General features: G+C 60.2%; 22 protein-coding genes and 1 tRNA gene. 13 read left to right on the top strand and 10 right to left on the bottom strand.

The window, feature by feature from the left end; genetic code table 11:
* Positions 1-97: 97 nt before the first annotated feature.
* From AC0IXA_RS08020 to AC0IXA_RS07980, 9 genes are all read left to right on the top strand, one after another.
* Positions 98-1,291, top strand: coding sequence for a CaiB/BaiF CoA transferase family protein (locus tag AC0IXA_RS08020; RefSeq protein WP_471812505.1), 1,194 nt, complete (start codon positions 98-100; stop codon positions 1,289-1,291).
* A complete protein-coding gene (locus AC0IXA_RS08015; protein WP_341638662.1) occupies positions 1,288-2,214 on the top strand; it encodes a hydroxymethylglutaryl-CoA lyase in 927 nt (308 codons plus the stop codon). The genes AC0IXA_RS08020 and AC0IXA_RS08015 overlap by 4 nt, the downstream gene beginning before the upstream one ends.
* A gap of 181 nt (positions 2,215-2,395) precedes the next feature.
* A complete protein-coding gene (locus AC0IXA_RS08010; protein ID WP_341638663.1) occupies positions 2,396-3,727 on the top strand; it encodes an MFS transporter in 1,332 nt (443 codons plus the stop codon).
* A 193-nt stretch (positions 3,728-3,920) separates the two neighbouring features.
* Positions 3,921-4,655 (top strand): PA3715 family protein, encoded by a 735-nt coding sequence (locus AC0IXA_RS08005; RefSeq protein ID WP_341638664.1) that lies wholly within the window; start codon positions 3,921-3,923, stop codon positions 4,653-4,655.
* Between the two features lie 36 nt (positions 4,656-4,691).
* A complete protein-coding gene (locus AC0IXA_RS08000) occupies positions 4,692-5,411 on the top strand; it encodes a PA3715 family protein (protein WP_341638665.1) in 720 nt (239 codons plus the stop codon).
* Between the two features lie 4 nt (positions 5,412-5,415).
* On the top strand, positions 5,416-5,832 hold the full coding sequence (fos, locus tag AC0IXA_RS07995) for a fosfomycin resistance glutathione transferase (protein WP_129998874.1): 417 nt from the start codon (positions 5,416-5,418) through the stop codon (positions 5,830-5,832).
* Positions 5,833-5,893: 61 nt separating this feature from the next.
* Positions 5,894-6,532, top strand: a complete 639-nt coding sequence (locus AC0IXA_RS07990) for a LysE family translocator (protein WP_071174649.1) — start codon at positions 5,894-5,896, stop codon at positions 6,530-6,532.
* Positions 6,533-6,606: 74 nt separating this feature from the next.
* Positions 6,607-7,956: a sensor domain-containing protein gene (locus tag AC0IXA_RS07985; protein ID WP_341638666.1), complete on the top strand. Its 1,350-nt coding sequence runs from the start codon at positions 6,607-6,609 to the stop codon at positions 7,954-7,956.
* Between the two features lie 153 nt (positions 7,957-8,109).
* Positions 8,110-8,613 (top strand): DUF4142 domain-containing protein, encoded by a 504-nt coding sequence (locus AC0IXA_RS07980; RefSeq protein ID WP_341638667.1) that lies wholly within the window; start codon positions 8,110-8,112, stop codon positions 8,611-8,613.
* Between the two features lie 64 nt (positions 8,614-8,677).
* On the opposite strand, the gene AC0IXA_RS07975 is transcribed toward AC0IXA_RS07980, so the two are convergent.
* The gene (locus AC0IXA_RS07975; protein WP_016771301.1) at positions 8,678-9,088 is read right to left on the bottom strand and encodes a low affinity iron permease family protein; all 411 of its coding nucleotides are present in this window, start codon (positions 9,086-9,088) and stop codon (positions 8,678-8,680) included.
* 159 nt (positions 9,089-9,247) lie between these two features.
* Between AC0IXA_RS07975 and tam the strand changes: the two genes are divergently transcribed.
* Positions 9,248-10,018 (top strand): trans-aconitate 2-methyltransferase, encoded by a 771-nt coding sequence (tam, locus tag AC0IXA_RS07970; RefSeq protein WP_341638668.1) that lies wholly within the window; start codon positions 9,248-9,250, stop codon positions 10,016-10,018.
* Between the two features lie 586 nt (positions 10,019-10,604).
* Entirely contained in the window at positions 10,605-10,964 is a 360-nt protein-coding gene (locus AC0IXA_RS07965) for a DUF6124 family protein (protein WP_341638669.1), read from the top strand.
* Between the two features lie 66 nt (positions 10,965-11,030).
* On the opposite strand, the gene AC0IXA_RS07960 is transcribed toward AC0IXA_RS07965, so the two are convergent.
* Together AC0IXA_RS07960 and AC0IXA_RS07955 are read right to left on the bottom strand one after the other, a co-directional pair.
* Entirely contained in the window at positions 11,031-11,387 is a 357-nt protein-coding gene (locus AC0IXA_RS07960) for a helix-turn-helix domain-containing protein (RefSeq protein WP_252887440.1), read from the bottom strand.
* Positions 11,387-11,689: a type II toxin-antitoxin system HigB family toxin gene (locus AC0IXA_RS07955; RefSeq protein ID WP_252887441.1), complete on the bottom strand. Its 303-nt coding sequence runs from the start codon at positions 11,687-11,689 to the stop codon at positions 11,387-11,389. The genes AC0IXA_RS07960 and AC0IXA_RS07955 overlap by 1 nt, the downstream gene beginning before the upstream one ends.
* Before the next feature lie 209 nt (positions 11,690-11,898).
* Between AC0IXA_RS07955 and AC0IXA_RS07950 the strand changes: the two genes are divergently transcribed.
* Both AC0IXA_RS07950 and AC0IXA_RS07945 read left to right on the top strand, forming a co-directional pair.
* Complete coding sequence (locus AC0IXA_RS07950) at positions 11,899-12,195, top strand: helix-turn-helix domain-containing protein (RefSeq protein WP_471812631.1); 297 nt, start codon at positions 11,899-11,901, stop codon at positions 12,193-12,195.
* Positions 12,196-12,327: 132 nt separating this feature from the next.
* The gene (locus AC0IXA_RS07945) at positions 12,328-12,498 is read left to right on the top strand and encodes a hypothetical protein (RefSeq protein WP_177345030.1); all 171 of its coding nucleotides are present in this window, start codon (positions 12,328-12,330) and stop codon (positions 12,496-12,498) included.
* 145 nt (positions 12,499-12,643) lie between these two features.
* Here the strand turns inward: AC0IXA_RS07945 and AC0IXA_RS07940 are convergent.
* From AC0IXA_RS07940 to uca, 7 genes are all read right to left on the bottom strand, one after another.
* Positions 12,644-12,717 (bottom strand) — tRNA-Gly (locus AC0IXA_RS07940).
* Between the two features lie 157 nt (positions 12,718-12,874).
* Positions 12,875-13,759 (bottom strand): alpha/beta fold hydrolase, encoded by an 885-nt coding sequence (locus AC0IXA_RS07935; protein ID WP_471812501.1) that lies wholly within the window; start codon positions 13,757-13,759, stop codon positions 12,875-12,877.
* A gap of 316 nt (positions 13,760-14,075) precedes the next feature.
* A complete protein-coding gene (locus AC0IXA_RS07930; RefSeq protein WP_341638670.1) occupies positions 14,076-14,768 on the bottom strand; it encodes a pseudouridine synthase in 693 nt (230 codons plus the stop codon).
* Between the two features lie 33 nt (positions 14,769-14,801).
* The gene (locus AC0IXA_RS07925; protein WP_024011976.1) at positions 14,802-15,032 is read right to left on the bottom strand and encodes a cysteine-rich CWC family protein; all 231 of its coding nucleotides are present in this window, start codon (positions 15,030-15,032) and stop codon (positions 14,802-14,804) included.
* Positions 15,025-16,512 (bottom strand): sensor domain-containing diguanylate cyclase, encoded by a 1,488-nt coding sequence (locus AC0IXA_RS07920; protein ID WP_471812499.1) that lies wholly within the window; start codon positions 16,510-16,512, stop codon positions 15,025-15,027. Before AC0IXA_RS07920 ends, AC0IXA_RS07925 begins: the two co-directional genes overlap by 8 nt.
* Before the next feature lie 215 nt (positions 16,513-16,727).
* Positions 16,728-18,500 (bottom strand): allophanate hydrolase, encoded by a 1,773-nt coding sequence (gene atzF, locus AC0IXA_RS07915; RefSeq protein ID WP_471812497.1) that lies wholly within the window; start codon positions 18,498-18,500, stop codon positions 16,728-16,730.
* 25 nt (positions 18,501-18,525) lie between these two features.
* Positions 18,526-22,173: an urea carboxylase gene (uca, locus tag AC0IXA_RS07910; protein ID WP_471812495.1), complete on the bottom strand. Its 3,648-nt coding sequence runs from the start codon at positions 22,171-22,173 to the stop codon at positions 18,526-18,528.
* Positions 22,174-22,413: the final 240 nt, after the last annotated feature.

Below are 22,413 nucleotides of genomic sequence, written 5' to 3'. Positions count from 1 at the left end.
CATTTCGCGAACGCTCATTGCCGAGAGACGGCTGGATTGTCCAGACATCGTTCCTCTAGCCTTGGCGACATATTCCAAGAACAAGAGGTACCCCGCGATGACTGCCCCTTTGAGTGCGATCAAAGTGATCGAGATCGGCACCCTGATCGCCGCGCCGTTTGCCGCGCGCATGCTTGCCGAGTTCGGCGCCGAGGTGATCAAGATCGAAGCCATGGGTCAGGGCGACCCGCTGCGCAAATGGCGCAAGCTGCACCAAGGCACGTCGCTGTGGTGGTACCTGCAATCGCGCAACAAGAAATCCCTGGCACTCAATCTCAAATCCGCTGAAGGCATCGAACTGGTCAAGCAACTGGCCGGCGACGCCGACGTGATCATCGAAAACCTGCGCCCCGGTGCGCTGGAAAAACTCGGTCTGGGTTGGGACGTGCTGCATGCGCTGAATCCGAACCTGACCCTGGTGCGTATCTCCGGCTACGGCCAGACCGGCCCTTACCGTGACCGGCCCGGTTTCGGTGCGATTGGCGAGGCCATGGGCGGCATCCGCTACACCACCGGCAATCCCGATTCGCCACCGGCGCGAGTCGGCGTCAGCCTCGGCGATTCGCTGGCCTCGTTGCACGCGGTTATTGGTGCGCTGATGTCGCTGTTGCGGGTCAAGACCGGGCAGGGCGGTGGGCAGATCGTCGATGTGTCGCTGGCCGAAAGCGTGTTCAACGTCATGGAAAGTCTGGTGCCGGAATACGACATGCTTGGCTATGTCCGCGAACGCAGCGGCGGTGCCCTGCCGGGTATCGCGCCCTCCAATACCTACCTCACCGCCGACGGCGCCTACGTGGTGATTGCCGGCAACAGCGACCCGATCTACAAGCGCCTGATGCATACCATCGGCCGCGCAGACCTGGCCGGCGCAGAAGAGTTCGCCCACAACGACGGCCGCGCGGCGCAGAGCGGTTTGCTCGATGCGGCCATCACACACTGGACCAGTAGCCTGCCGATCGACGAGGTACTGGCCGCCCTCGAAGCCGCTGAAGTGCCGGCCGGGCGCATCTACTCGGTGGCTGACATCGTCGCCGATCCGCACTATCAGGCGCGGGACATGCTGCTCGATGCCGAGTTGCCCGGTGGCGCAACGGTGAAGATGCCCGGCATTGTCCCCAAACTCTCGGAGACCCCCGGCGGGGTGAACTGGTCGGGGCCGAAACTGGGCCAGCACACCGACGCTATTCTCGCCAATCTTGGCCTGACTGAACTCGACATCGAACGTCTGAAAGGCCAGGGGGTGGTGCAATGATCACTGACTATTCGCAAACCCTGATCGTCCAGGAAGTCTCGCCCCGCGACGGTTTGCAGATCGAGCCGACATGGGTGGAAACCGCTGACAAGATCGCCCTGATCAATCAATTGTCGCAGGCCGGATTCAGCCGCATCGAAGCCGGCTCGTTCGTCTCGCCCAAAGCCATTCCGGCGCTGCGTGACGGCGAGCAGGTGTTCACGGGCATCCAGCGTCAGCCAGGGGTGATTTACGTGGCGTTGATCCCCAATCTGAAAGGTGCGCAACGGGCACTGGCGGCGAATGCCGATGAGTTGAATCTGGTGATGTCCGCCAGCCAGACCCACAACCTGGCCAATATGCGCATGCGTTGCGAAGAGTCGCTGACGGCGTTCGCTGACATCGTTGCGTTTGTCAGCGGCTCAGGTGTGCGCCTCAACGGCAGCATCGCCACTACCTTCGGTTGTCCGTTCGAAGGCCGGATCGATGAGGATCGCGTACTGCAGATCGTCGACGCTTATCAAGAGTTCGGCATTCAGGGCATCAGCCTCGCCGACACCACCGGCATGGCCAACCCGCGTCAGGTGGATCGCTTGGTGCGGCGCGTTTTGCAACGGGTTTCGCCGGCCGATCTGACCCTGCATTTCCACAACACCCGCGGCCTCGGCCTGTGCAATGTGCTGGCCGCTTACGAGGCCGGCGCGCGGCGCTTCGATGCGGCGCTGGGTGGCCTCGGTGGCTGTCCGTTTGCGCCGGGTGCGTCGGGCAATATCTGCACCGAAGACCTGGTGAACCTGTGCGATGAAGTCGGCATTCCCACCGGGATCGACTTGCCGCTGCTGCTGAAGCTTTCGCGCGGCTTGCCGGCGCTGTTGGGCCACGATGTCCCCGGCCAACTGGCCAAGGCCGGGCGCAATTGCGATCTGCATCCGACCCCGACCTGAAGATACAAAATCCTTGTGGGAGCGAGCCTGCTCGCGAACGCGGTGTGTCATTCAACATCGGTATCGACTGATCTGGCGCATTCGCGAGCAGGCTCGCTCCCACAGTTCAAAAGCATTCAGCAGCACCACCAGACAACAAAAACAATCGGACGCCCATCGGCAGTCCGCCTGGAGAAAATCTATGAGCCTCAACGTAATGGACGCGGGCGTGAATCCGTCCGTCGATCACGACGCCGAAAAAGCCCTGGTCAGCAAAGTCGCCTGGCGGTTGATGCCGCTGATCATGGTCTGCTACCTGTTCGCGTTTTTCGACCGCATCAACATCAGCTTCGCCAAATTCCAGCTGCAGACCGACCTGAGCCTGAGCGACACCGCGTACGGCTTGGGCGCCGGGCTGTTCGTGGTCGGTTACGTGCTGTTCGAAGTGCCGAGCAACATGATGCTGTACAAGGTCGGCGCACGACGTTGGATAGCGCGGATCATGATGTCGTGGGGCGTGGCGACGGCGGCGATGGTCTTCGTCAACAGCGAATGGCAGTTCTATGCGCTGCGCTTCGTCATCGGCGCGATGGAAGCCGGGTTTGCTCCGGGCGTGCTGTATTACCTGACCCTGTGGTTTCCGCAGCACTTCCGTGGCCGCATCACCTCGATGCTGTTTCTTGCCTCGGCATTCGCCGGGCTGGTCGGCGCGCCGTTTTCGGGGTTGGTGTTGCAACACCTCGACGGCGTGTTGCAGATGCGTGGCTGGCACTGGTTGTTCCTGCTCGGAGGCGTGCCGTGCATCGCCCTCGGTTTCTTGGTGCTGACCCAGCTCAAGGACCGCATCGAGGATGCGCACTGGCTGACCGCTGACGAGAAGAAATTGCTCTCCAGCCGCATCGCCCATCACGAGCCACACAAGAGCGGCGGCTCATTGCTCGCGGCGCTGAAAATTCCCGGGTTCCTGACGTTGGGTTTGATCTACTTCCTGATTCAGGTCGCGTCCTACGGGTTGAATTTCTGGGCACCGCAATTGATCCGCAGCGCCGGCACTGAAAGCCCGGTGATGATCGGCCTGCTGACCGCCATTCCGTACATCTGCGGGGCGATCAGCATGGTGGTGATCGGGCGCTTGTCAGACGCCACTGGTGAGCGGCGCAAGTTTGTCGCCGGGCTGGTGATCGTCGGCGCGATCGGTTTTTTCAGCGCAGGAATCTTCGCCAGCCACACGACCTTTCTGATCGTCGCGCTCGGCCTGCTTGGCGCCGGCATCATCGCTTCGATTCCGAGCTTCTGGACCCTGCCACCGAAACTGCTGGCGGGCGCCGGTGCTGGCGCGGCAGGCGGAATCGCGGTGATCAATACCCTGGGGCAATTTGGCGGGATCGTCAGCCCGGTCATGGTCGGACGCATCAAGGACCTCACCGGCAGCACCACCCCGGCGCTGTACGTCATCGGCGTCGCCGCGCTGATCGCCGCAGCGTTGCTGCTGTGGGGCTTGCCGCAGAAGTTGCGTACGCTGGACAAGTATTGAGATCGGCGGCGTCGGCGATGACGCCTTCGCGAGCAGGCTCGCTCCCACGTTGTAATGCGGCTTTCCTGTGGGAGCGAGCCTGCTCGCGAATTCCGACTTCAGACACATGAGAAGATTCGCTGGCCAGATCTGTTGAATCCTCCGATGCAGAAAGGGATAGTGCGCGCCTGGAAATATCTTCAAGGAGCGGGAAGTGACAATGAAGTCCATTTGGATCAGCGCAGTAGCGCTTTGCGGGTGGTTGATGGCTGGGCAGGCGTGGGCCGATTGCACACCGCCTGCGCTCAGTGGGGAAGCGGACTTTTCTTTGTGCAAGAACTGGCCGGCTTATCCGCAGCTGACGATTACCGCGCTATCGACGTTTGTGCCCGATCCCGTCTATGACCAGGACGGCAGGGTGGGTTCATACGATCTGGCTCTGGCCGTCACTACCGCTGGCAGCCCCAAGCCGCTGGCGACCTATCATCAGCGGTCGGCGTTTCTCTCCGATGCCATCGCGCTGGAGAGTCTGGAACTCGACACGGCGCGTTATAAACTCACGCCCGACCTTCGTGCATTCGGCGTCCGCGCCCATTTCAAAGGCTCGTCGCGCGTCAATCCGCTGGATGAAACCCTGCTGTCGCTCTACGTGAAAGAGGGCGACAAACTGCGCTCGGTGCTGGATCGCTTGGTCGTCTACAGCTTCAGTGGCGAATGGGATGGCAATTGCGCAGGAGAGCGCTCGGAGACGGTGCGTACGCTTGAGATGGGCAAAACCAGTTCCCATGGTTACGCCGATATCATTGTCCGCTCGGTCACCACGGGGCTGGTCGGTGAGGGGCCACCCGACACCTGCGAATCGAAAACTACCCACGAAAAGCCGGTGCTGACCACGTTGCGCTATGACGGCAAAACCTACGTTTTGCCGCAAGGTTTCAAGGGCATGTGACTGGTGTTACTGATACGAATAGTTCAAGGAAGAATCATGAATCTGCATCTCCGAATCTATATCGCCCTCGGCTTGTTCGCGCTTACGGCCCAGGTCCATGCCGCTTGCGAAGTAAAAAAATTCGACGGCCATACTCTCTCGCGCTGCAAAATCTGGCCTGCGTTCAACACTCAATCAATTGCAGCGAAGGCCACCTTCGTTCCCGATTCCGCGGGTGCTCAAGACGGCGTGTTCGATCTGGCACTGTCAGTAATCAACGCCACGACGGGCAACACAGTCGCCAGTTATGCCAAACCCGGCGCTTACAACTCCGATGCGATCAGCTTCGATGATCTGATCATCGATACGGCGCGTTACCGCTTAACGGCGGATGTCCGTGCGTTCGGGCTGCGATCGACGTTCATGAGCCACGGTTCCAGAGCGAATCCGTACTCCAAAACCGACCTGGCTTTGTATGTTCGCGAAGGCAATCGCTTACGCCCAGTGCTGGAAGGCTTGGTGGTGCGCAAGGATTTCGGTGAGGGTACCGGGGAGTGCGATACGCGAGACACACGCATTCGCAGGACTGTCGAAATCGGCTCATCCAGCCACAACGGGTTTGCGGATCTGATCGTCAGTTCCAGCGGTTCGTTGATGAAGTCTTTCACTTCGGGCAAACAATGCGCTTCGAAAACCACCAACCTGAAGAACACCCAGGTCACCCTGATCTACGACGGCCAGCAATATGTCGTTCCCGAAGACCTCAGAGGTTACTGATTCGATGCTTACCGGTCTTAACCACCTGACCCTGGCCGTCCGCGATCTGCAGCGCAGTCTGGCGTTCTATCGCGATGTGCTGCAATTGGACGTCGAAGCGACGTGGGATAACGGCGCCTATTTGTCACTGCCCGGACTGTGGTTGTGCTTGTCAGAAGATCCTCAGCGCAGTGGGGAGCCGGGCGCGGACTATACCCATTACGCTTTGAGCGTGAGCGCGGCAGACTTCACTTCACTGGTTGAGACGTTGAAATCGGCTCAGGTGCCGCAGTGGCGAGACAACCGTAGCGAGGGCGCGTCGTTCTACTTTCTCGACCCCGACGGCCACAAGCTGGAAGCCCATGTCGGCGATTTGCAGTCGCGGCTGGCTGCGTGTCGGCAGAAACCGTACCCCGGCATGCGTTTCCGCGACGAACCCTGATCCGCTTCAATCTTGTTGATATAGACTCTGCGCCACGTGTTCTGGCGCTTGCAGGTTTCTCATGACTCCATCATTGCTGTTGGCCGTTCTGGCTTCGGGTTTCATCTACGGGATCACCCCCGGGCCGGGCGTGCTGGCGGTGTTCGGGATTGGCGCGGCCCATGGCCGGCGCGCCGGGGCGGGTTTTCTCTGCGGGCATCTGCTCGGCGATGTGATCTGGTGCAGCACCGCGCTGGTGGCGATTGTCGGTGCGCGGGAAATCGGCAGCACCGCGTTCGATGTGCTCGGCGTGCTCAGCGCGTTGTACCTGTTCTGGCTCGGCTGGCGTGCGGTGCGTGCCCAACGCCGCAATGGCGACGAGGCGCAAGGGGCGGCGCGGCAGCCGTTCTGGCACGGTATCGTCTTCGGCCTGACCAATCCCAAGGCCTACCCGGTGGCGGTGGCGACCTTCACGGCGCTGCTGTCGAGCCGCGCCGAACTGCTCAATTGGTCGATGCTGCCGGCGCTGATCGCCCTGAGCTTTATCGGCGGTGCGCTGGCTTACGCTATCCTCATCGGCGTGGTCGGCGCGCAGCGGGTGCGCACGGTGTATCAGCGTCATGAACTGCTCATCACCCGTTTATGCGGCGTGATGTTTATTGGCTTCGCCATCAATGCGTTGATGCACGCGCTGCCGGGGCTGCTGCCGAACAAGACTTGATGAAATGGCAGGGACGCGCAACCACGATCACGGACGATTGAAATCGCTGCACTGTGCGGACATCCCGTAGAACCATGGAAAGCCCTAACCCTGCGCCGCTGGCGAGCTACATGGACCTGTTGCTGGACGCCGTTTGCGCGGTCGACAAACAGGGCCGTTTCGTTTTTGTCAGCGCTGCCTGCGAGCGGATTTTCGGCTACACGCCTGACGAACTGATCGGCCGCTCGATGATCGAGCTGGTGCACCCGGCCGATCGCCAGCGCACCCTCGCGGCCGCAGGCGAAATCATGGGCGGCGACCCGAAGCACAATTTCGAGAACCGCTACCTGCGCAAGGACGGCAGCGTCGCGCATATTTCCTGGTCGGCGCGCTGGTCGGAGGTCGACCAACTGCGCATCGCCGTCGCCCGCGATATCACCGAGCGCAAGCAGGCCGAATCGCGGCAAGCGGCGTTGTACGCAATTTCCGAGGCGGCGCATGCGGCGGAAGATTTGCTGGCGCTGTTCAAACGCGTCCATTTGCTCATTGGCGAGTGGCTGCCGGCGCTGAATTTTTCTGTGGCGCTGTACGACGAACACTGCGCGCAGCTGAATTTTCCCTATCACGTCGACGATCACGAATTGCAGCCCGAGCAGCCCGGCACGGTCATCGGACGGCTTTGCGCGCAAGTGATCCGCAGCGGCCAGCCAATGTTGCTGACCCCGGACAGCGCCGATGCCACGCCCGACTTCGCTGCGCTGGTCGCGGAACAAAACGCGCCTTGCTGGCTCGGCGTACCGCTGAGCTCAAAAAACGGCACCATCGGCGCCTTGATTGTCAAAAGCCTCGCTGGCGGCGAACGCTACACCGAGCAGGACAAGGAACTGCTGCAATACGTCTGCGCACAAGTCGCCACGGCCATCGAACGCCAGCAACTGCATGCGCGGCTCAAGCGCATGGCGCAATACGATCAACTGACGCAACTGCCCAACCGCGAACTGCTGCGTGATCGGCTCAGGGCTGCGCTGGCCCATGCGCGAACCGTGCACGGACACATGGCGCTGCTGTATGTCGATCTGGATCGCTTCAAACAGGTCAACGACACCCATGGCCATGCCGTCGGTGACATGCTCCTGCAAACCGTGGCCAATCGGCTGAAAGGCTGCGTGCGTGAAACCGACACTGTGGCGCGTATCGGTGGCGATGAGTTTGTCGTGCTGTTGCATAGCGTGCATGCCGCCGAAGATGCCGACAGTGTCGCCGGAAAAATCCGTCAGGTGCTGGCGCAGCCCATGCGCCTCGACGGCCATGACCTGCGTATCGAACCGAGCATCGGCGTGGCGCGCTTTCCTGAACACGGTGAAGAAGAACAGCAACTGTTCCGGCATGCCGATCAAGCCATGTATGCGGCCAAACGCCTGAATCATCGGGCCTTGGGCATCTAAAGCGAGCGCACCGTTCGTCGCGGCCTCGGCGGATTTTCTAAACCTTTGAACGCCAAAGCCTTCTTAACTGAGGCGGACCATTGTCCGCCGCGACTATTTGAGCAGCGGGCGAATCACGGCCCGCTTGAATTTTCAACGAAGGAGGGCGCGACCATGAGCCGGATGGCCACCCGTTTACGTAATGCCAGTTTTGCGACTCTGCTGGGCCTGTGCGCCAGCACTGCGTTCGCCCAGTCGCCTGCCGAATTCATCAACGATGCCTCCGCCAAAGGCATGGCTGACATCGAAGCCAGCCGTCAGGCCCACGGCAAAACCGAATCCAAAGAGGTCAAGGATTACACCATTGTTGTCATCAACGACCGCACCACGGCCAACCAGCATTTGGCGAAAATCGCCAAGAAGCTCGACCTGCCGGTTGCCCCCCGCGAAGAACTCGCTGACAAGGCAAAAGAGCTGATGCCGGAAGTGAAGGACGGCACCACATTCGATCAGGCCTACGCTGCCAGTCAGGTCAAGGCGACCGAAGAGGCCATTACCCAGATCGAGCAACAGGCACAGACCACCGATGTGCCGGAAATCAAAGCGTTTGCCGATGAGACCTTGCCGAAACTGCAAAGCCATCTGGAGAAAGCTCGAGCGTTGCAGGCCAGTCGCTAAAATTCAGCAGTCATCAGAAATCGGCCGCCCTGCATGAAGTGATGCAGGTGCGGCCGAAGTCTTTTCAGCACTCATTCAAATCCTGTTTTGGCTTGCTCTTGTCGCCAAGCCCCTCAAGATCAAACACCTGATTCTCACCCAGCGCGCGGTAATGCCGGCGCAGCGCTTCAAGCTGCTTCAGATCCAGCGCCTCCAGCCCGAGCATCGCGTTCTGCGCTTCCTTGTTCACCCGCAGCAGCTCATCGAGTTTCAAGTGCAGAATGTCGGTGTCGCGGTTTTGCGTGTTCTGAATCAGGAACACCATCAGAAACGTGATGATCGTCGTCGAAGTATTGATGATCAGTTGCCAAGTGTCGTTGTAACCAAAAATCGGCCCGCTCAAACCCCACAACCCGATCAGAATCAACGCCCCCATGAATGTCTTCGGGCTACCGGCCCACAGGGCAAGTTTTTGGGCAATTTTTGCGAATTTCATGATGGGAGTCCTTGTTTTGGGAGCTTGAAATTCAGACATCGGCGTTGCGCTGAAAATTCTGTTTACAAGTTTCGGTGCAGGACTTTGGTAGTGAAGGCGTACCGCGCAAGTCGCTGTATCGTGTCGGCAGTCGACAGGAAACCCCGACAGGAGAACGCAATGAGTTGGTCTGCCAAGCAGTACGTCGCTTTCGAAGATGAACGCACCCGTCCGGCCCGTGATCTGTTGGCGGCGATACCCACGGCGCACGCCCGGGCGGTGGTGGACATTGGTTGCGGACCGGGCAATTCCACCGAGTTGCTGGTGCAGCGTTTTCCCGATGCGAGCGTCAGTGGCCTCGACAGTTCGGCGGACATGATTGCCGCCGCGCGCAAGCGCTTGCCTGAGGTGCGGTTTCAGGTGGCCGAGGTCGACAAATGGGCCGACGAAGGCCCGTTCGATGTGATCTTCGCCAACGCGGTGTTGCAATGGGTGCCTGATCACGCTTCGTTGCTGCCAGCCCTGGCGAGCAAGCTTTCAGATGGTGGCAGCCTGGCGATCCAGATGCCGGACAACCTCAACGAACCGTCCCACCGCTTGATGCGTGAAGTCGCCGCCAATGGGCCGTGGGCGAGCAAGCTCGCAGACGCTGCCGGGCAGCGTACCGACATGGCCAGTGCCAGTGAGTATTTTTCAATGCTGCGGCCGCACTGCGCGCGGGTCGATGTGTGGCGCACCACCTATCACCATCAGCTTCGGGACGGGGCGGCGGGGGTGGTGGAGTGGTTCAAGGGCAGTGGTTTGATTCCGTTTCTGAACCCGTTGACCGAGGAGGAACGGGCGCAGTATCTGCAGCGGTATCTGACGGAAGTTGCCGAGGCTTATCCGGCCTTGGCTGACGGCTCTGTGCTGCTGCCGTTTCCACGTTTGTTTATTGTTGCGACTCGCTGAATCACGCCTCTAACTTTCTTGAGTTCGCCACGTTATCTCAGGTCGGCGCATCCCTTGAAAGCAATCCGGTCGGTTCCCTCTCCCTCGGGAGAGGGCTAGGGTGAGGGGCCTCTTGGCGCATGCAAATCCGATCACCGCTGCACCGCCACCATCATCGTCCTCTGGCATCCTTTCAACTCGTTCACGCTGAACTCGTCGGAAATTTCCTTCTGTTTTCCAGGCTTTTACACGTGGTGCGCCATGGCTGTTTAAAGTTGAATTGCGTTACGTCCAGCTGCCTACAAAACCTTGCGCCGCTGCCTACCGGTACGCCAGAATCCGCCGGCTTGTGCGCCTGGAGGGCGGTCGGTAACTTGGCTCGCGTCACTGATTTCCAGTGATCGGGTTTAGCAGCCCGGCCAGGATTGACCAACGGTTGCACATGTACCTTCCAGTCAGGCTTCGCCTGCACTTGATGGTGGCTGTGCGCATGGCACCCTCGGGTGCGCCGGGTTTTGGACTTCCTACCGGTCTGCTAACTTGCGTACAGCTGCCACCCTTTCGTATAGCAGCGGGATGGTTGCAGTTACCACTACAGGAAGATTCCATGTTCAAGGTAACGCCAAACCCACCGGAAACCGATCCGGCCTCTCCGTACGAGTCCCTCGATTCGAAAAAACTCCACGAAGCCGCCGAACGCGCCCTCGACCACTATCTCATCCCACCAAAAACCAGCTCACCGCCGTACCAGACCAGCAGCATGTTCCAGGTCAACCCGAGCACCGACACCGAGTCGCTATTGGTCAACGCCAGCGAGTCCCTCGGCTCGGCCAGCGTCATGCTCGGCGACTTCGCCGCCTTGCTCGACGGCAGCCAGCGCAAAACCCTGCTCGGTATAGCCCAGGTCGTCATGCTGGGCGAGCTGGCGGTGAATCAGGTGCTGGATCATGTGGTGCCGGTGGGTTAGCCGGCGCTGATTTCCGGGCAAAAAAAAACCGGTCGTTGCGACCGGTTTTGCATGCGATAGTTTTCTTCAGACACTGGCGAGCAGGCATTCATAAGGAATACGCAAGCCATCGTGCAGACGTTTGATCATTGCCAGACTCAGCTTGCGCTTGCGGTTCAATACTTCCGAAACACGCCCACTGGTGCCAATAAAGGGCTCGAGATCCCGCGGCGTCAAGCCTTGCTGATCCATACGGAATTTGATGGCTTCAATGGGATCAGAGGGCGGCATCGGAAAATGCTGCTCCTCATACTTTTCAATCAGCAGAGCGAGAATTTCCAACTCATCGCCCTCTGGCGAGTCGATTTCTGCACCCCACAGCTGTTCCATGCGCAGCAATGCTGCGCTCAGGTCTTCCGGGCTACGAATGGGTTTGATGTTCATTAAACGGTCTCCGCGTTGATCTGGTCGTATTGAGCGTGGGTCCCAACGAAGCGGATAAAACCAAGTTGCCGTTGGTAGTCGATCGCCAGAATCACTCGATATTTATTCCCGCCGATATTGAATACCACCCTGGCTCCCTTGAGGACACTAGCCGTTCGCAGCTCAGCTTTAACCTCTTGCGGAGTTCGATAAATCGCCTTCTCCATATGGCGGTACCATTCAACGAGAGGTGTCTGGGCATCAGCATGAGCTGGTGTGCTTTCCCAAAATTGTCTTAGCGTCGCTCTTGCAATTATCCGCATCCATGCCTCCTCCCGATATGGGAGATACTAGTCGTTACTCAGTGGAGGGGCAATCTTGAATGTGCTTTGTGAACGGGCGTTCAACATTGAATTGCAAAGCATGTATGGGTCATATGAATTTTCTTGCAATGGTTCATAAAAGATCCGTAATTCAGCATAACGATCCACAATGGCTCCATAAAGACCAATTAAGCCTTGAAGGGTTTGCCATGTCATTCATGCATTTGCTTCACTCGCCGGCTGAGATCGCTAGAAATGTCGGAGAAAACGCCAAAATCCTGCGGCTCTCCAAAAACCTTTCCCGCAAGACGCTCGCAGAAAAGGCGGGGGTTTCCGAATCCACCATCAAGCGATTCGAAGCGGCCGGGCTCGTGACGTTGGAGGCTTTGATCCTGATAGCCACTGCGCTTGATGAAGTCAACGCTGTGACCAAGCTGTTCAAACCAGAGCAACCGAGCTCGCTGGATGAGCTGAAGAATGCCAGGCGCAAGAGAGGGATGCGCTGATGATCAAGCCTTTCAAACACACAGAAGCGCTGAATGTTTTGAAAGAGGGCGCCAAGGTTGGTGAGCTGATCAAAGTCGCGGGCCGCTGACTTCGGTGGCCGCACTCCCGGCACGCCTACGCGCAAGCGAATCATGGAGATCTGCAAGGAATACAAATACCTCAAGGCCGAGGAATATATCGAGCAGACTCTCGCTGCGCTCGCCAACTGGAGGAAAGTATTCACTCGATTGAATGTCCCGCACAAAGCCGGGGAGCCGATCTTCAATGTACTGGCGAGGCTGCATCTGGATTTCGAGAAGTAATCCGGGGAGAAAGGGCTCAGCGATCTTCTGCAAGTCTTCACCGCCAGCACTATTCAACTTCCAGACACAAAAAAACCGGCCATCAAGGCCGGTTTTTCATTTCTGCATCCCCCGTCAGACAACACAACGCGAGATCAATATTCGGTGGAGCGGGTAGAGGGAATCGAACCCTCATCTAAAGCTTGGGAAGCTTTCGTTCTACCACTAAACTATACCCGCTCAGAGCGGCTGACTTTGTACCAGACTCGGCCACGGATTTGAAGTTTTCTTTTCTCTGCGAGGGCTTTGCCGCGCAGAAATCGGTCGATCGCGAGCAAGGTCTGCGCCGGTGCAACAGGCACTTCAAGCTTGCAGCCTTGCCCGCGATGACGCTGTTTCAAATGGCCAGGGCATGGTGATCCTGCACAAACGAGTAGCGCGTTCGGCTGGCTTGCGGCGCAGGTTTCAGAAAGCCGAGCAGAGCGTTCTGGCTGTCGCGGCAGGCGGCTTTGTGCTCCATGTCGAGGAAGTGCCCGGTGGCTTGCAGGGTGGTGAAGCTGCTGTGTGCTACGTGATTGCCAAACAGGCGTGCGTCTTCAGCGGCGGTGTATTCATCCCATTCGCCATTCAGGAACAGTACCGGCACGTTGATCTTTTTCGCCGCATTCAGATAGCACTGGCGATCGCTGTGCAGCACGTCGTTGATGTGAAAGTGCATCTGCCCGTACTCATGCTCGGCGAGGCTGCTGACATGGCGATAGTTGAAGCGCTTGAACAGCGACGGCAGGTGTTTGCCGATGGTGTTGTTGACCAGATGGCCGACCCGGTCGCCGTCGCGGCTGCCGAGGTAGTCGACGCCGCGCTCAAGGTAATCGAGCATGTGCGCGTTGATCAACGGGGAGAACGAGCTGATCACGGCTTTTTCGATGCGCCGGGGCTGCTGGGCGAGGGCGACCAGAGTGGCGGCGCCGCCCCAGGAGAACGACAGCACGTGTTCGGCGGCGAAGTGATCGATCAGCTCCAGCAGAATCTGCCCTTCGACTTCCTTTGTCAGATGTTTCTCATGCCGGTTGTGGGCTTTTGACCGTCCCGCGTAGGGCTGGTCATAGCAGACCACGTTGAATTGCGGGTGCAGGTTTTTCACGGTCTGTGCAAACGACGCAGTCGTGGCCATCGAGCCGTTGACCAGAATGATGGTCTTTTCTGCGGCGTCTGCGCGATAGAACTCCGTGTAAACCCGATACTGACCCTGTATATCCAGCACAGCGATTTCTGGCCTCATGTCATAAGACTCCTGGCAAGCAAGCGGGTATGCGCGCAATCGAGATTGCACGAGCTTTGTGACAGGTAGGCATACGCCTGAAATTTGCTGGCCCATGTCGATCCGGTACGGCAGGTCGACGGGTGTTGTTATTGGCGGGCAGATTGCCGGCTGAGGCGCAGCCCTTGAGGGCAGACGACCGACAAAAAGTTTCTTGGAAGTATGTGGTGACTCATCGGTCACATTTCGGCCGACGTCCTGATTCAAGCAGGGGACTCAGGATCACGCAAGTGCCGTCGGCGAATTGTTCGACAACTTCGGCTGAGCGGTCGCCGGCTTAGAACAAATGAATCTCTTCGGTGCGCAAAGCGCGGTATTCGCCCGGTTTTAGCGCGTGATCGAGGGTCAGTTCGCCGATGGATTCGCGGTGCAGGCGCAGGACTTTGTTGTTGAAGAAACCAAACATGCGCTTGACCTGATGGTAGCGGCCCTCAACGATGCTCAGCCGCGCCGAGCGTGGGCCGAGCAGCTCAAGCTGCGCCGGTTGCGTGGTCAGATCTTCGAAGGCGAAGTAGATGCCCTCGGCAAATTTCAGCGCGTAGCTCGGTTCGATGTCCTGTTCGGTTTCGACGTAATAAACCTTCGCCAGTTTGGTTTGCGGCTGCGTCAGGCGCCGCGACCAGGCGCCGTCATTGGTGATCAGCATCAGCCCGGTGGTATTGAAATCCAGACGCCCGGCGATGTGCAGATCGTCCTTGTGCGGTTCATCGAGCAGGTCGAGCACGGTCGCATGCTGCGGATCGCGGGTGGCGCTGACGCAACCCGGCGGTTTGTGCAGCATGAAATAGCGCGCCGGTTTACCGCTTTGCAGCACCTCATCATCGACTTCGACCCGACTGAATTCCAGCACCTCACTGTGCGGGTCGCTGACGACTTTTCCGTCAATCCGCACGCGCTTTTCCACCAGCAACAGGCGTACCTGCTGACGGTTGTAGCGGGGCAGATTGCTGAGGAAGCGGTCGACGCGCATGGTCAGGATTCAACGGACGAAGGGCCGCGCATCTTACGGGATCGGCCGCCGGCCTGCTTGCAGTTGCGCTTCGACCTGTGCGCAGCGCGGGCACAGGCAGGCTTGATTGCGCAGCGCGGCCGGCAGCGCTTCGAGCACCGCCGGGTCGATGGTCACGCCATAGCACCAGCATTCGCGGTCGGCGGTGCGCGGGTCGGCGAGGCTGCAATCGTTGCGCGCACCGCAGGCCGGGCAGTGGTCGGGTTTGACGTCGTTATCAGGCATAGGTCGAGTGCGGCATTTCCATGCAGGTGCGGTTGCGCCCGGTTTGCTTGGCGCGGTACATCGCATGATCGGCCCGCGACAGCAGAGTGTGCAAGTTGTCATCGCGTTGCACGGTGGTAGCGCCGATGCTCACGGTCAGATGCAGGCTGTGGCCATCGTAGGCATATTCGTGTTGTTCGACGTGCTGGCGGATCTTCTCGGCAATTTTCTGCCCGGTCTCACCGTCGGTGTCTTTCAACAAAACGATGAACTCTTCACCGCCCCAGCGGCAGACGATATCGGCGTGACGCAGGCAACTTTGCAGGTCGCGGGCGAAACCGATCAACACCTGATCGCCAGCCATGTGGCCGTAGGTGTCGTTCAAGGCTTTGAAGTGGTCGAGGTCGAGCAACAACGCGGTCAGCGGCTTGGTTTCCCGTTGGGCCTCGTGCAGCGCTTGCGCGGCGAGGATGTCGAAGCCGCGTCGGTTCGGCAGTTCAGTGAGACTGTCGAGGGTGGCGTGCGCCTGAATCTTCGCCTGAAAGCGCTTGATGACCCGATTGAGCAGCGCCAGCACGATCAACGTCACCAGCAGGCAGATCAGCAGATTGAGATACAGCGACTGGCGGATCTCGCTCAGCGCGCCGTCCTCGCGTTTATCGACGAACAGGTACCAGTTCAACTCGGGGATAAACCGCACGTTGAGAAAATGCCCCTGGCCCTGAGTGGAATATTCGTAGCTGCCGCTGTGCGGCTTGGGCAACTGGCTGACCAGACTTTTCATGCTTTCCAGTTCGCCAAGACTCTGGCCGATGTGCGCACCTTCCGGACCACCCTCGGCACCGGTCAGGACAAGACGGCCGAAGGTGTCGACGAAGTACACGCTGCGTTGATAGCGCTGTTGATACTTGTCGATCAGCTTGATCACCGCGTCCACCGTCAGGCCCACGCCCGCGGCACCGATGAAGCGGTTGTGGTAGTCGTAGACCTTGTAGTTGATGAAGAACGTCAGGTTGTCCTTGTTGGCCAGATCCGGGTCGACGTTGATCTCGTACGGGTCCTGCATGTCGCGCACGCGGAAGTACCAGGTGTCGCGCGGCTCGTCGACTTTGACCTGCTTGAGCACGCCTTTGGCGTGATAGTAGGTGAGCGTGGCATTGGAAACGAAGAACGCCGTGTAGGCGCCGTAATGGGTCATGACCTCGTCGAGATAGCGGGTCATCTGCTCGGGACTCTGCTCGCCATTGACCACCCAGTCGCGCATGAACGTATCGCGGGACATCATCGAGGAAATCAGGATCGGCCGGACCAGGTCTTTCTGGATTTCCGAATAGACCGTGTCGGAGGTCAGCGGCAGTTCGGTGTTGACGATGTTGTCGCGGATCGACTCGCGGGAGGCGAAATAGCTCAACAGTGACGTAGCGAGAAAGCCGGCGCCGAGCAGGGCAACCAGGGTGAGCACCAGTGAACGTTGCGAGTACAAGGGAGAACGAAGCGGCATGGCAGATCCGTTGGCAGTGGCCCGATGGGATGCATTCTAGTGGCACTGCGCGCAAATAACTGCTCCCTGTGCGGCGTGAATGGTCGTTCCTTTATTCGGGGGGGGGGCCAGAACCTGTGGGAGCGAGCCTGCTCGCGAAGGCGGTGGGTCAGCCACATCAATGTTGAATGACATACCGCATTCGCGAGCAGGCTCGCTCCCACAGGGCGACAGATTCAGGCCAGGGTTTTGAGGTATGCCCGCCATCCCCCCAAATGACTGATATCCACCGCACCCTCCAACCCATACGGCTCACAGATAAACCCGCTCTCCCAGCGCCCATCCGCCAGTTGCACCTTACCCAGCCCCAGCGGCGCCGGAATCCCGGTGAGAAACGAGCCCAATTCGCTGCTCGGCAACTCCCAAACCTCCACGGCAATCGCCTCGCCGCCATCCTTGACCCGCACCATCCCCGGCCGCAATGGCGGGCCGCCGGCGAGGGCGTGCAGTCGATAGTCCGGCGAACTGAACGTGGTTTCCAGCAAGCGCCCGCCACGCTGGGTCAGTTGCCAGTTCAACGCCAGCCCTTGCAGGTGCGCGCCACATACCACCAATCGAGCGCGGTCATTGCGCGCAGGGTTCGTCGGAGTTGGCAGGGCACTGTCCTGCTGGCGCTGCAAGGCATCGGCCACGCTCAACAGATACTGATCGGTAAACACCCGCCCGAACAACGTCACACCCCACGGCAAACCGTTGCTCATGAACGCGGTCGGCACGGCGACGGCGGCGTAGTCGAGCAGGTTCATGAAGTTGGTGTAATAGCCGAGTTCAGAATTGCGCAGCACCGGCTCGGCCTCAAGCTCGGCCAGGGTCACTGGACGGCCGATGGTCGGTGTCAACATGCAGTCGAGATTTTCCAGGGCCTCGTCGCAGAGGGCCTTCAGCGCCTGTAATCGATATTGCGCGCGGAAGGTCTGCACGCCGTTCACTGCCGGTGCCTTGGCCAGCACCGCTCGGATCACCGGCAGCACCGCTTCGGGATTCTGCTCCATCAGCTCACCGGCGACGCTGTAACGCTCGGCCACCCACGGCCCGTCGTAAAGCAACCGCGCCGCTTCCAGAAACGGTGACAAGTCCAGCTCGACGGCTTCGCCACCCAAGGCCTTGAGCCGTTCGATGGCCGCTGCGAACAGTTGCGGCCCCTCGCTGCAACCGAAAAACTCCAGATCCTGTGCCCGTGGCACGCCGAAGCGAAACGGCCGTGGCGCGCCAAATGCCGAGCCGTCATTCCAGGCCGGATTGCGTCGGCTGTACTCATCGCGAGGATCGTGTCTGGCCGTCAACGCCAGCAACTGACTGGCCTCGCGGGCGGTGGCGGTGAAAGTGGTTACGCAGTCCAGCGTGCGGCACGCCGGCAGCACGCCGGCGGTGGAGATCAGGCCTTTGCTCGCCTTCAATCCCACCAGATTATTCAGCGCCGCCGGCACTCGCCCGGAACCAGCGGTGTCGGTGCCCAAGGCAAAACTCGCCACGCCCAACGCTACCGCCAGCGACGAGCCGGCGCTGGAGCCGCCGGACGGATACTCCGCCAGCACACTGTTCGGGCACGCGCCGTATGGCGAGCGGCTGCCATTGAGGCCGGTGGCGAACTGATCGAGATTGGTCTTGCCCAGCGGGATCGCCCCCAGCGCCAACAGTTGCTCGACGATGGTCGCCGACTGCTGCGGCACATAGGCGAACGCCGGGCACGCGGCGGTAGTGGGAATGCCGGCCAGATCGATGTTGTCCTTGATCGCGAACGGCACGCCGTACAGCGGCAGACTGTCGAGGTCACGACCGTCGAGGGCGGCCAGATACGGCTCCAGTTCATCGACGCTGAGCAGGTGGATGAACAGGTGATAGTCAGGGTTCAGCGCAGCGGCTTTTTCGCGCAATTGCAGCAGCAGTTGGCGCGGTGTGGTATCGCCATCGCGATAGGCCTGGCGCAGTGCATCGAGTTGCAGATTCATCGGTTGATCCTCATAAAAAATGGCTTCAGTCGAGTTCCAGCACCACCACCCGTTGTCCGGCACGCACCGCCGAACCGGGTTGCACGCGGATCTCTCGCACCACACCGGCCAGCGGCGCGAGCACAGGGATTTCCATCTTCATCGACTCGAGAATCACCAGCACATCGCCCGCCGCGACGCGCTGGCCGGCCTCGACCTGCACCTGCCAGAGATTGCCGGCGATGTGGCTGTCGACGCTGTGTTCACCGCTTTGCAGTGGAGCTTCTTCGCTGGCGTCAGGCACGGCTTCTTCGCTGTCGAAATGCGCCTGGCCGCTGGCGATCCAGCGCTCGCGTTCAGCCTTGAACGCGCCCTGTTGCTGCGCGCGGAAAGCGCTGATGCCCGCGGCTTCCTGACTGAGAAATGCCTGATAGTCGGCGAGGTTGAGCTGGCTGTGTTCGATGTTCAGATCGAAGCGCCCCAGGGGAAAATCGCGGCGGATGCGCAGCAGTTCTTCGGCGCTGACCGGGTAGAAGCGGATCTGATCGAAGAAGCGCAGCAGCCACGGTTTGCCATCGAACGCGGCGACTTCGCGATAGCGATTCCACATCTGCAGAGTGCGCCCGACAAACTGATAACCGCCCGGGCCTTCCATGCCGTACACGCACATGTAGGCGCCGCCGATGCCGACCGAATTTTCGGCGGTCCAGGTGCGTGCAGGGTTGTACTTGGTGGTCACCAGACGATGACGCGGGTCGAGCGGGGTGGCCACCGGCGCGCCGAGGTAAACATCGCCAAGGCCCATCACCAGATAACTCGCATCGAACACCGTGCGCTGTACTTCTTCGAGATTCGGCAGGTCGTTGATGCGCCGGATGAACTCCAGATTGCTCGGGCACCACGGCGCGTCCTTGCGCACCGTGGTCATGTATTTGTCGATCGCCAACTGGCAGGCCGGGTCGTCCCACGACAGCGGCAGATGCACGATGCGCGATGGCACTTGCAAGTCCTTGGCGGCGCACACCGCGTCCCATTCGCCGGCGATGATGCCGAGCAGATCGGCCAGCGGCAGTTGCTCGGGCTGGTAGTGCACTTGCAGCGAGCGAATGCCCGGGGTGAGGTCGATCACCCCATGCAGGGCTTGGCTTTCCAGCGCCTGCATCAGCGCGTGGGCGCGAAAGCGCAGGACCAGATCGAGCTCCGGCGCGCCGATTTCCAGCAGTAAATGAGTGTCGCCAGAAACCCGTGCAACCAGTCGCTGATCGCCTTGACCCAACTCCAACACCACAGGCGACATCAAACCCTGTGGGAGCGAGCCTGCTCGCGAAGAGGCCGTGTCAGTCAATATCGATTTGTCTTTGCCGACGCTTTCGCGAGCAGGCTCGCTCCCACAGGGGGCATCCCATTTCAGGGCGAGATCGCGGGCGGTTTTGAGGTCGACGGGGATGAACTGAATTTTATCGCCCGCCTTGAGCTGCCCCAGCTGCCACAGATCCGCCTCGATCACCGTCACCGGGCAGACAAACCCACCCAGACTCGGGCCATCCGGGCCGAGGATCACCGGCATGTCCCCGGTGAAATCCACCGCGCCAATCGCATACGGATTGTCATGGATGTTCGACGGGTGCAGACCCGCTTCACCGCCATCCTCACGCACCCACTCAGGCTTCGGTCCGATCAGGCGCACGCCGGTGCGGCTGGAGTTGAAGTGCACTTCCCACTGGGTCGCGAAGAACGTGGCGATGTAGTTTTCGCTGAAGTATTCCGGCGCGCCGTGCGGGCCGTAGATCACCCGGATCTGGCGCACGCTCTGCAGCGCAGTGATGTGCTGTTCGGCCAGTTGCTGGCCGGCGCTGTGGTCGGCCAATGCCGGCACATGCAACACGTCACCGGCCCTTAACGCCCGTCCGCCATGCCCGCCGAACTGGCCGAGGGTGAAGGTACTTTTGCTGCCCAGATAATCCGGCACCTGCACGCCGCCGCGCAGGCACAGATAACTGCGCGCGCCGGCGCCGCTGATGCTGCCCAGTTGCAATGTCGCGCCGGCCGGGATGAGCAGCGCGGTGTTCATCGGCACCGGTTCAGCGTCAAGCGTAAGGGCAATCGGCGCGCCAGTGACTGCGACCACGGCATCACAATTGAAACGCAGGATCGGCCCGCTCATGGTGATTTCCAGTGCGGCGGCGCCTTGTTCATTGCCGAGCAGACGATTGCCCAAACGCAGCGCTCGGCTGTCCATCGGTCCCGAGGGCGGCACGCCGACGGCCCAATAACCGAGGCGGCCGGGGTAGTCCTGCACGCTGGTCTGCGTGCCGGCGCTGAGCACTTCGAAGGTGTTGGCGTGATAGAGCAGATTTTCCAGACAACGGGTCCACGGCTGACCGCTGGCGAATGGAGTATCGAGCAGAATCTGCCGCAGATAGTCGCGGTTGGTTTCCACGCCGTACAACAGGCTATCGCCCAATGCCTGATGGAGTTCGGCGCGAGCCTGTTCGCGGCTGGGCGCCCACGCGATGAGCTTGGCAATCATCGGATCGAAATACGGCGGAATGTCCACGCCGGCCTCGACCCAGGTGTCGATACGCAACTCAACGCCGTTGGCGGGCGGAAATTGCACAGCGGTCAGCAGGCCCGGGCTCGGCTGGAAATCACGCCCCGGATCTTCCGCGTACAGACGTGCCTGAATCGCATGGCCCTGCGGTTCCAGGCCTTGATACAACTCGTTCAGCGGCGGCAGATCACCAGCGGCCAGCTCGATCATCCAGCGCACCAGATCCACGTCCCACACCTGTTCGGTGACGCCGTGCTCGACCTGCAACCGCGTGTTCACTTCGAGAAAATAGAAGCGCTGGGCCTCGCTGTCGAAGACGAATTCGACGGTGCCGGCGCTGCGGTAATTCACCGCTTGCGCCAGTTTGATCGCCGCTGCGCACAGCTCATCGGCCATGCCTTCTGGCAGGTTCGGCGCCGGGGTTTCTTCGAGGACTTTCTGGTTGCGCCGCTGCACCGAACAGTCGCGCACGCCGAGAGCGATGACTTCACCGCAGCCGTCGCCGAACACCTGCACTTCCAGATGCCGCGCGCGTACGATGTACTTCTCGATGAACACCCCGGCGTCGCTGAAGTTGTTCTGACCGAGGCGTTTCACCGCTTCGAATGATTCGCTCAATTCACTGGCGCTGCGGCACACGCGCATGCCGATGCCACCGCCGCCAGCGGTGCTTTTCAGCATCACCGGGTAGCCGACCTGTTCGGCGGCACTCAGCGCGCAATCGAGGCTGTCGAGCAGGTCGGTGCCTTCGAGCATGGGTACGCCGTGCTGTTTGGCCAACGCGCGAGCAGTGTGCTTGAGGCCGAATACCCGCAATTGCTCCGGCGTCGGCCCGATGAAGGCGATGCCCTGCGCTTCGCAGGCTTCGGCGAACGCTGCGTTCTCGGAAAGAAATCCGTAGCCGGGATGAATGGCGGTGGCGCCGCTTTGTTTGGCGATCGTGAGGATTTTGTCGACCGCCAGATAGGTCGCGGACGCCGCGCCTTCGCCGAGGCTGTGCGCTTCAGCGGCCTGGGAAATATGCAGGCTGGCCGCGTCGGCTTCGGAGTACACCGCGATGCCTTTGGCCTTCAGCACATTGATCGTGCGCAGGATGCGACAGGCAATCGCGCCACGGTTGGCGATCAGGATTTTTTCGAACATGGCATAACCCCTGAAGGGGGAGCGGGCCGTCCCGCTGTTTTTCGACAGACATCCGGGCCGTCCCGGATGGAAAAAACATCACTCAAACTCACCGCAAACTCCTGTGGGAGCTGGCTTGCCAGCTATGAGGTCGGCACATCCAACATTGTTGGTGACTGAAACACCGCAATCGCTGGCAAGCCAGCTCCCACAGGACTATCAGTGCCTTGAAGCTTTCAGGCACTGCCCGGAACGCGCCTG

Source organism: Pseudomonas sp. AC083 (assembly GCF_979253165.1).
Note: the sequence above shows the minus strand (reverse complement) of the source record. Positions and strands in the feature narration are given on the sequence as shown.

Coding starts and splice junctions, on each gene's coding strand:
- AC0IXA_RS08020 (WP_471812505.1), top strand. CDS start 98: ATGACTGCCCCTTTGAGTGCGATCAAAGTGATCGAGATCGGCACCCTG.
- AC0IXA_RS08015 (WP_341638662.1), top strand. CDS start 1,288: ATGATCACTGACTATTCGCAAACCCTGATCGTCCAGGAAGTCTCGCCC.
- AC0IXA_RS08010 (WP_341638663.1), top strand. CDS start 2,396: ATGAGCCTCAACGTAATGGACGCGGGCGTGAATCCGTCCGTCGATCAC.
- AC0IXA_RS08000 (WP_341638665.1), top strand. CDS start 4,692: ATGAATCTGCATCTCCGAATCTATATCGCCCTCGGCTTGTTCGCGCTT.
- fos (WP_129998874.1), top strand. CDS start 5,416: ATGCTTACCGGTCTTAACCACCTGACCCTGGCCGTCCGCGATCTGCAG.
- AC0IXA_RS07990 (WP_071174649.1), top strand. CDS start 5,894: ATGACTCCATCATTGCTGTTGGCCGTTCTGGCTTCGGGTTTCATCTAC.
- AC0IXA_RS07985 (WP_341638666.1), top strand. CDS start 6,607: ATGGAAAGCCCTAACCCTGCGCCGCTGGCGAGCTACATGGACCTGTTG.
- AC0IXA_RS07980 (WP_341638667.1), top strand. CDS start 8,110: ATGAGCCGGATGGCCACCCGTTTACGTAATGCCAGTTTTGCGACTCTG.
- AC0IXA_RS07975 (WP_016771301.1), bottom strand. CDS start 9,088: ATGAAATTCGCAAAAATTGCCCAAAAACTTGCCCTGTGGGCCGGTAGC.
- tam (WP_341638668.1), top strand. CDS start 9,248: ATGAGTTGGTCTGCCAAGCAGTACGTCGCTTTCGAAGATGAACGCACC.
- AC0IXA_RS07965 (WP_341638669.1), top strand. CDS start 10,605: ATGTTCAAGGTAACGCCAAACCCACCGGAAACCGATCCGGCCTCTCCG.
- AC0IXA_RS07960 (WP_252887440.1), bottom strand. CDS start 11,387: ATGAACATCAAACCCATTCGTAGCCCGGAAGACCTGAGCGCAGCATTG.
- AC0IXA_RS07955 (WP_252887441.1), bottom strand. CDS start 11,689: ATGCGGATAATTGCAAGAGCGACGCTAAGACAATTTTGGGAAAGCACA.
- AC0IXA_RS07950 (WP_471812631.1), top strand. CDS start 11,899: ATGTCATTCATGCATTTGCTTCACTCGCCGGCTGAGATCGCTAGAAAT.
- AC0IXA_RS07945 (WP_177345030.1), top strand. CDS start 12,328: ATGGAGATCTGCAAGGAATACAAATACCTCAAGGCCGAGGAATATATC.
- AC0IXA_RS07935 (WP_471812501.1), bottom strand. CDS start 13,759: ATGAGGCCAGAAATCGCTGTGCTGGATATACAGGGTCAGTATCGGGTT.
- AC0IXA_RS07930 (WP_341638670.1), bottom strand. CDS start 14,768: ATGCGCGTCGACCGCTTCCTCAGCAATCTGCCCCGCTACAACCGTCAG.
- AC0IXA_RS07925 (WP_024011976.1), bottom strand. CDS start 15,032: ATGCCTGATAACGACGTCAAACCCGACCACTGCCCGGCCTGCGGTGCG.
- AC0IXA_RS07920 (WP_471812499.1), bottom strand. CDS start 16,512: ATGCCGCTTCGTTCTCCCTTGTACTCGCAACGTTCACTGGTGCTCACC.
- atzF (WP_471812497.1), bottom strand. CDS start 18,500: ATGAATCTGCAACTCGATGCACTGCGCCAGGCCTATCGCGATGGCGAT.
- uca (WP_471812495.1), bottom strand. CDS start 22,173: ATGTTCGAAAAAATCCTGATCGCCAACCGTGGCGCGATTGCCTGTCGC.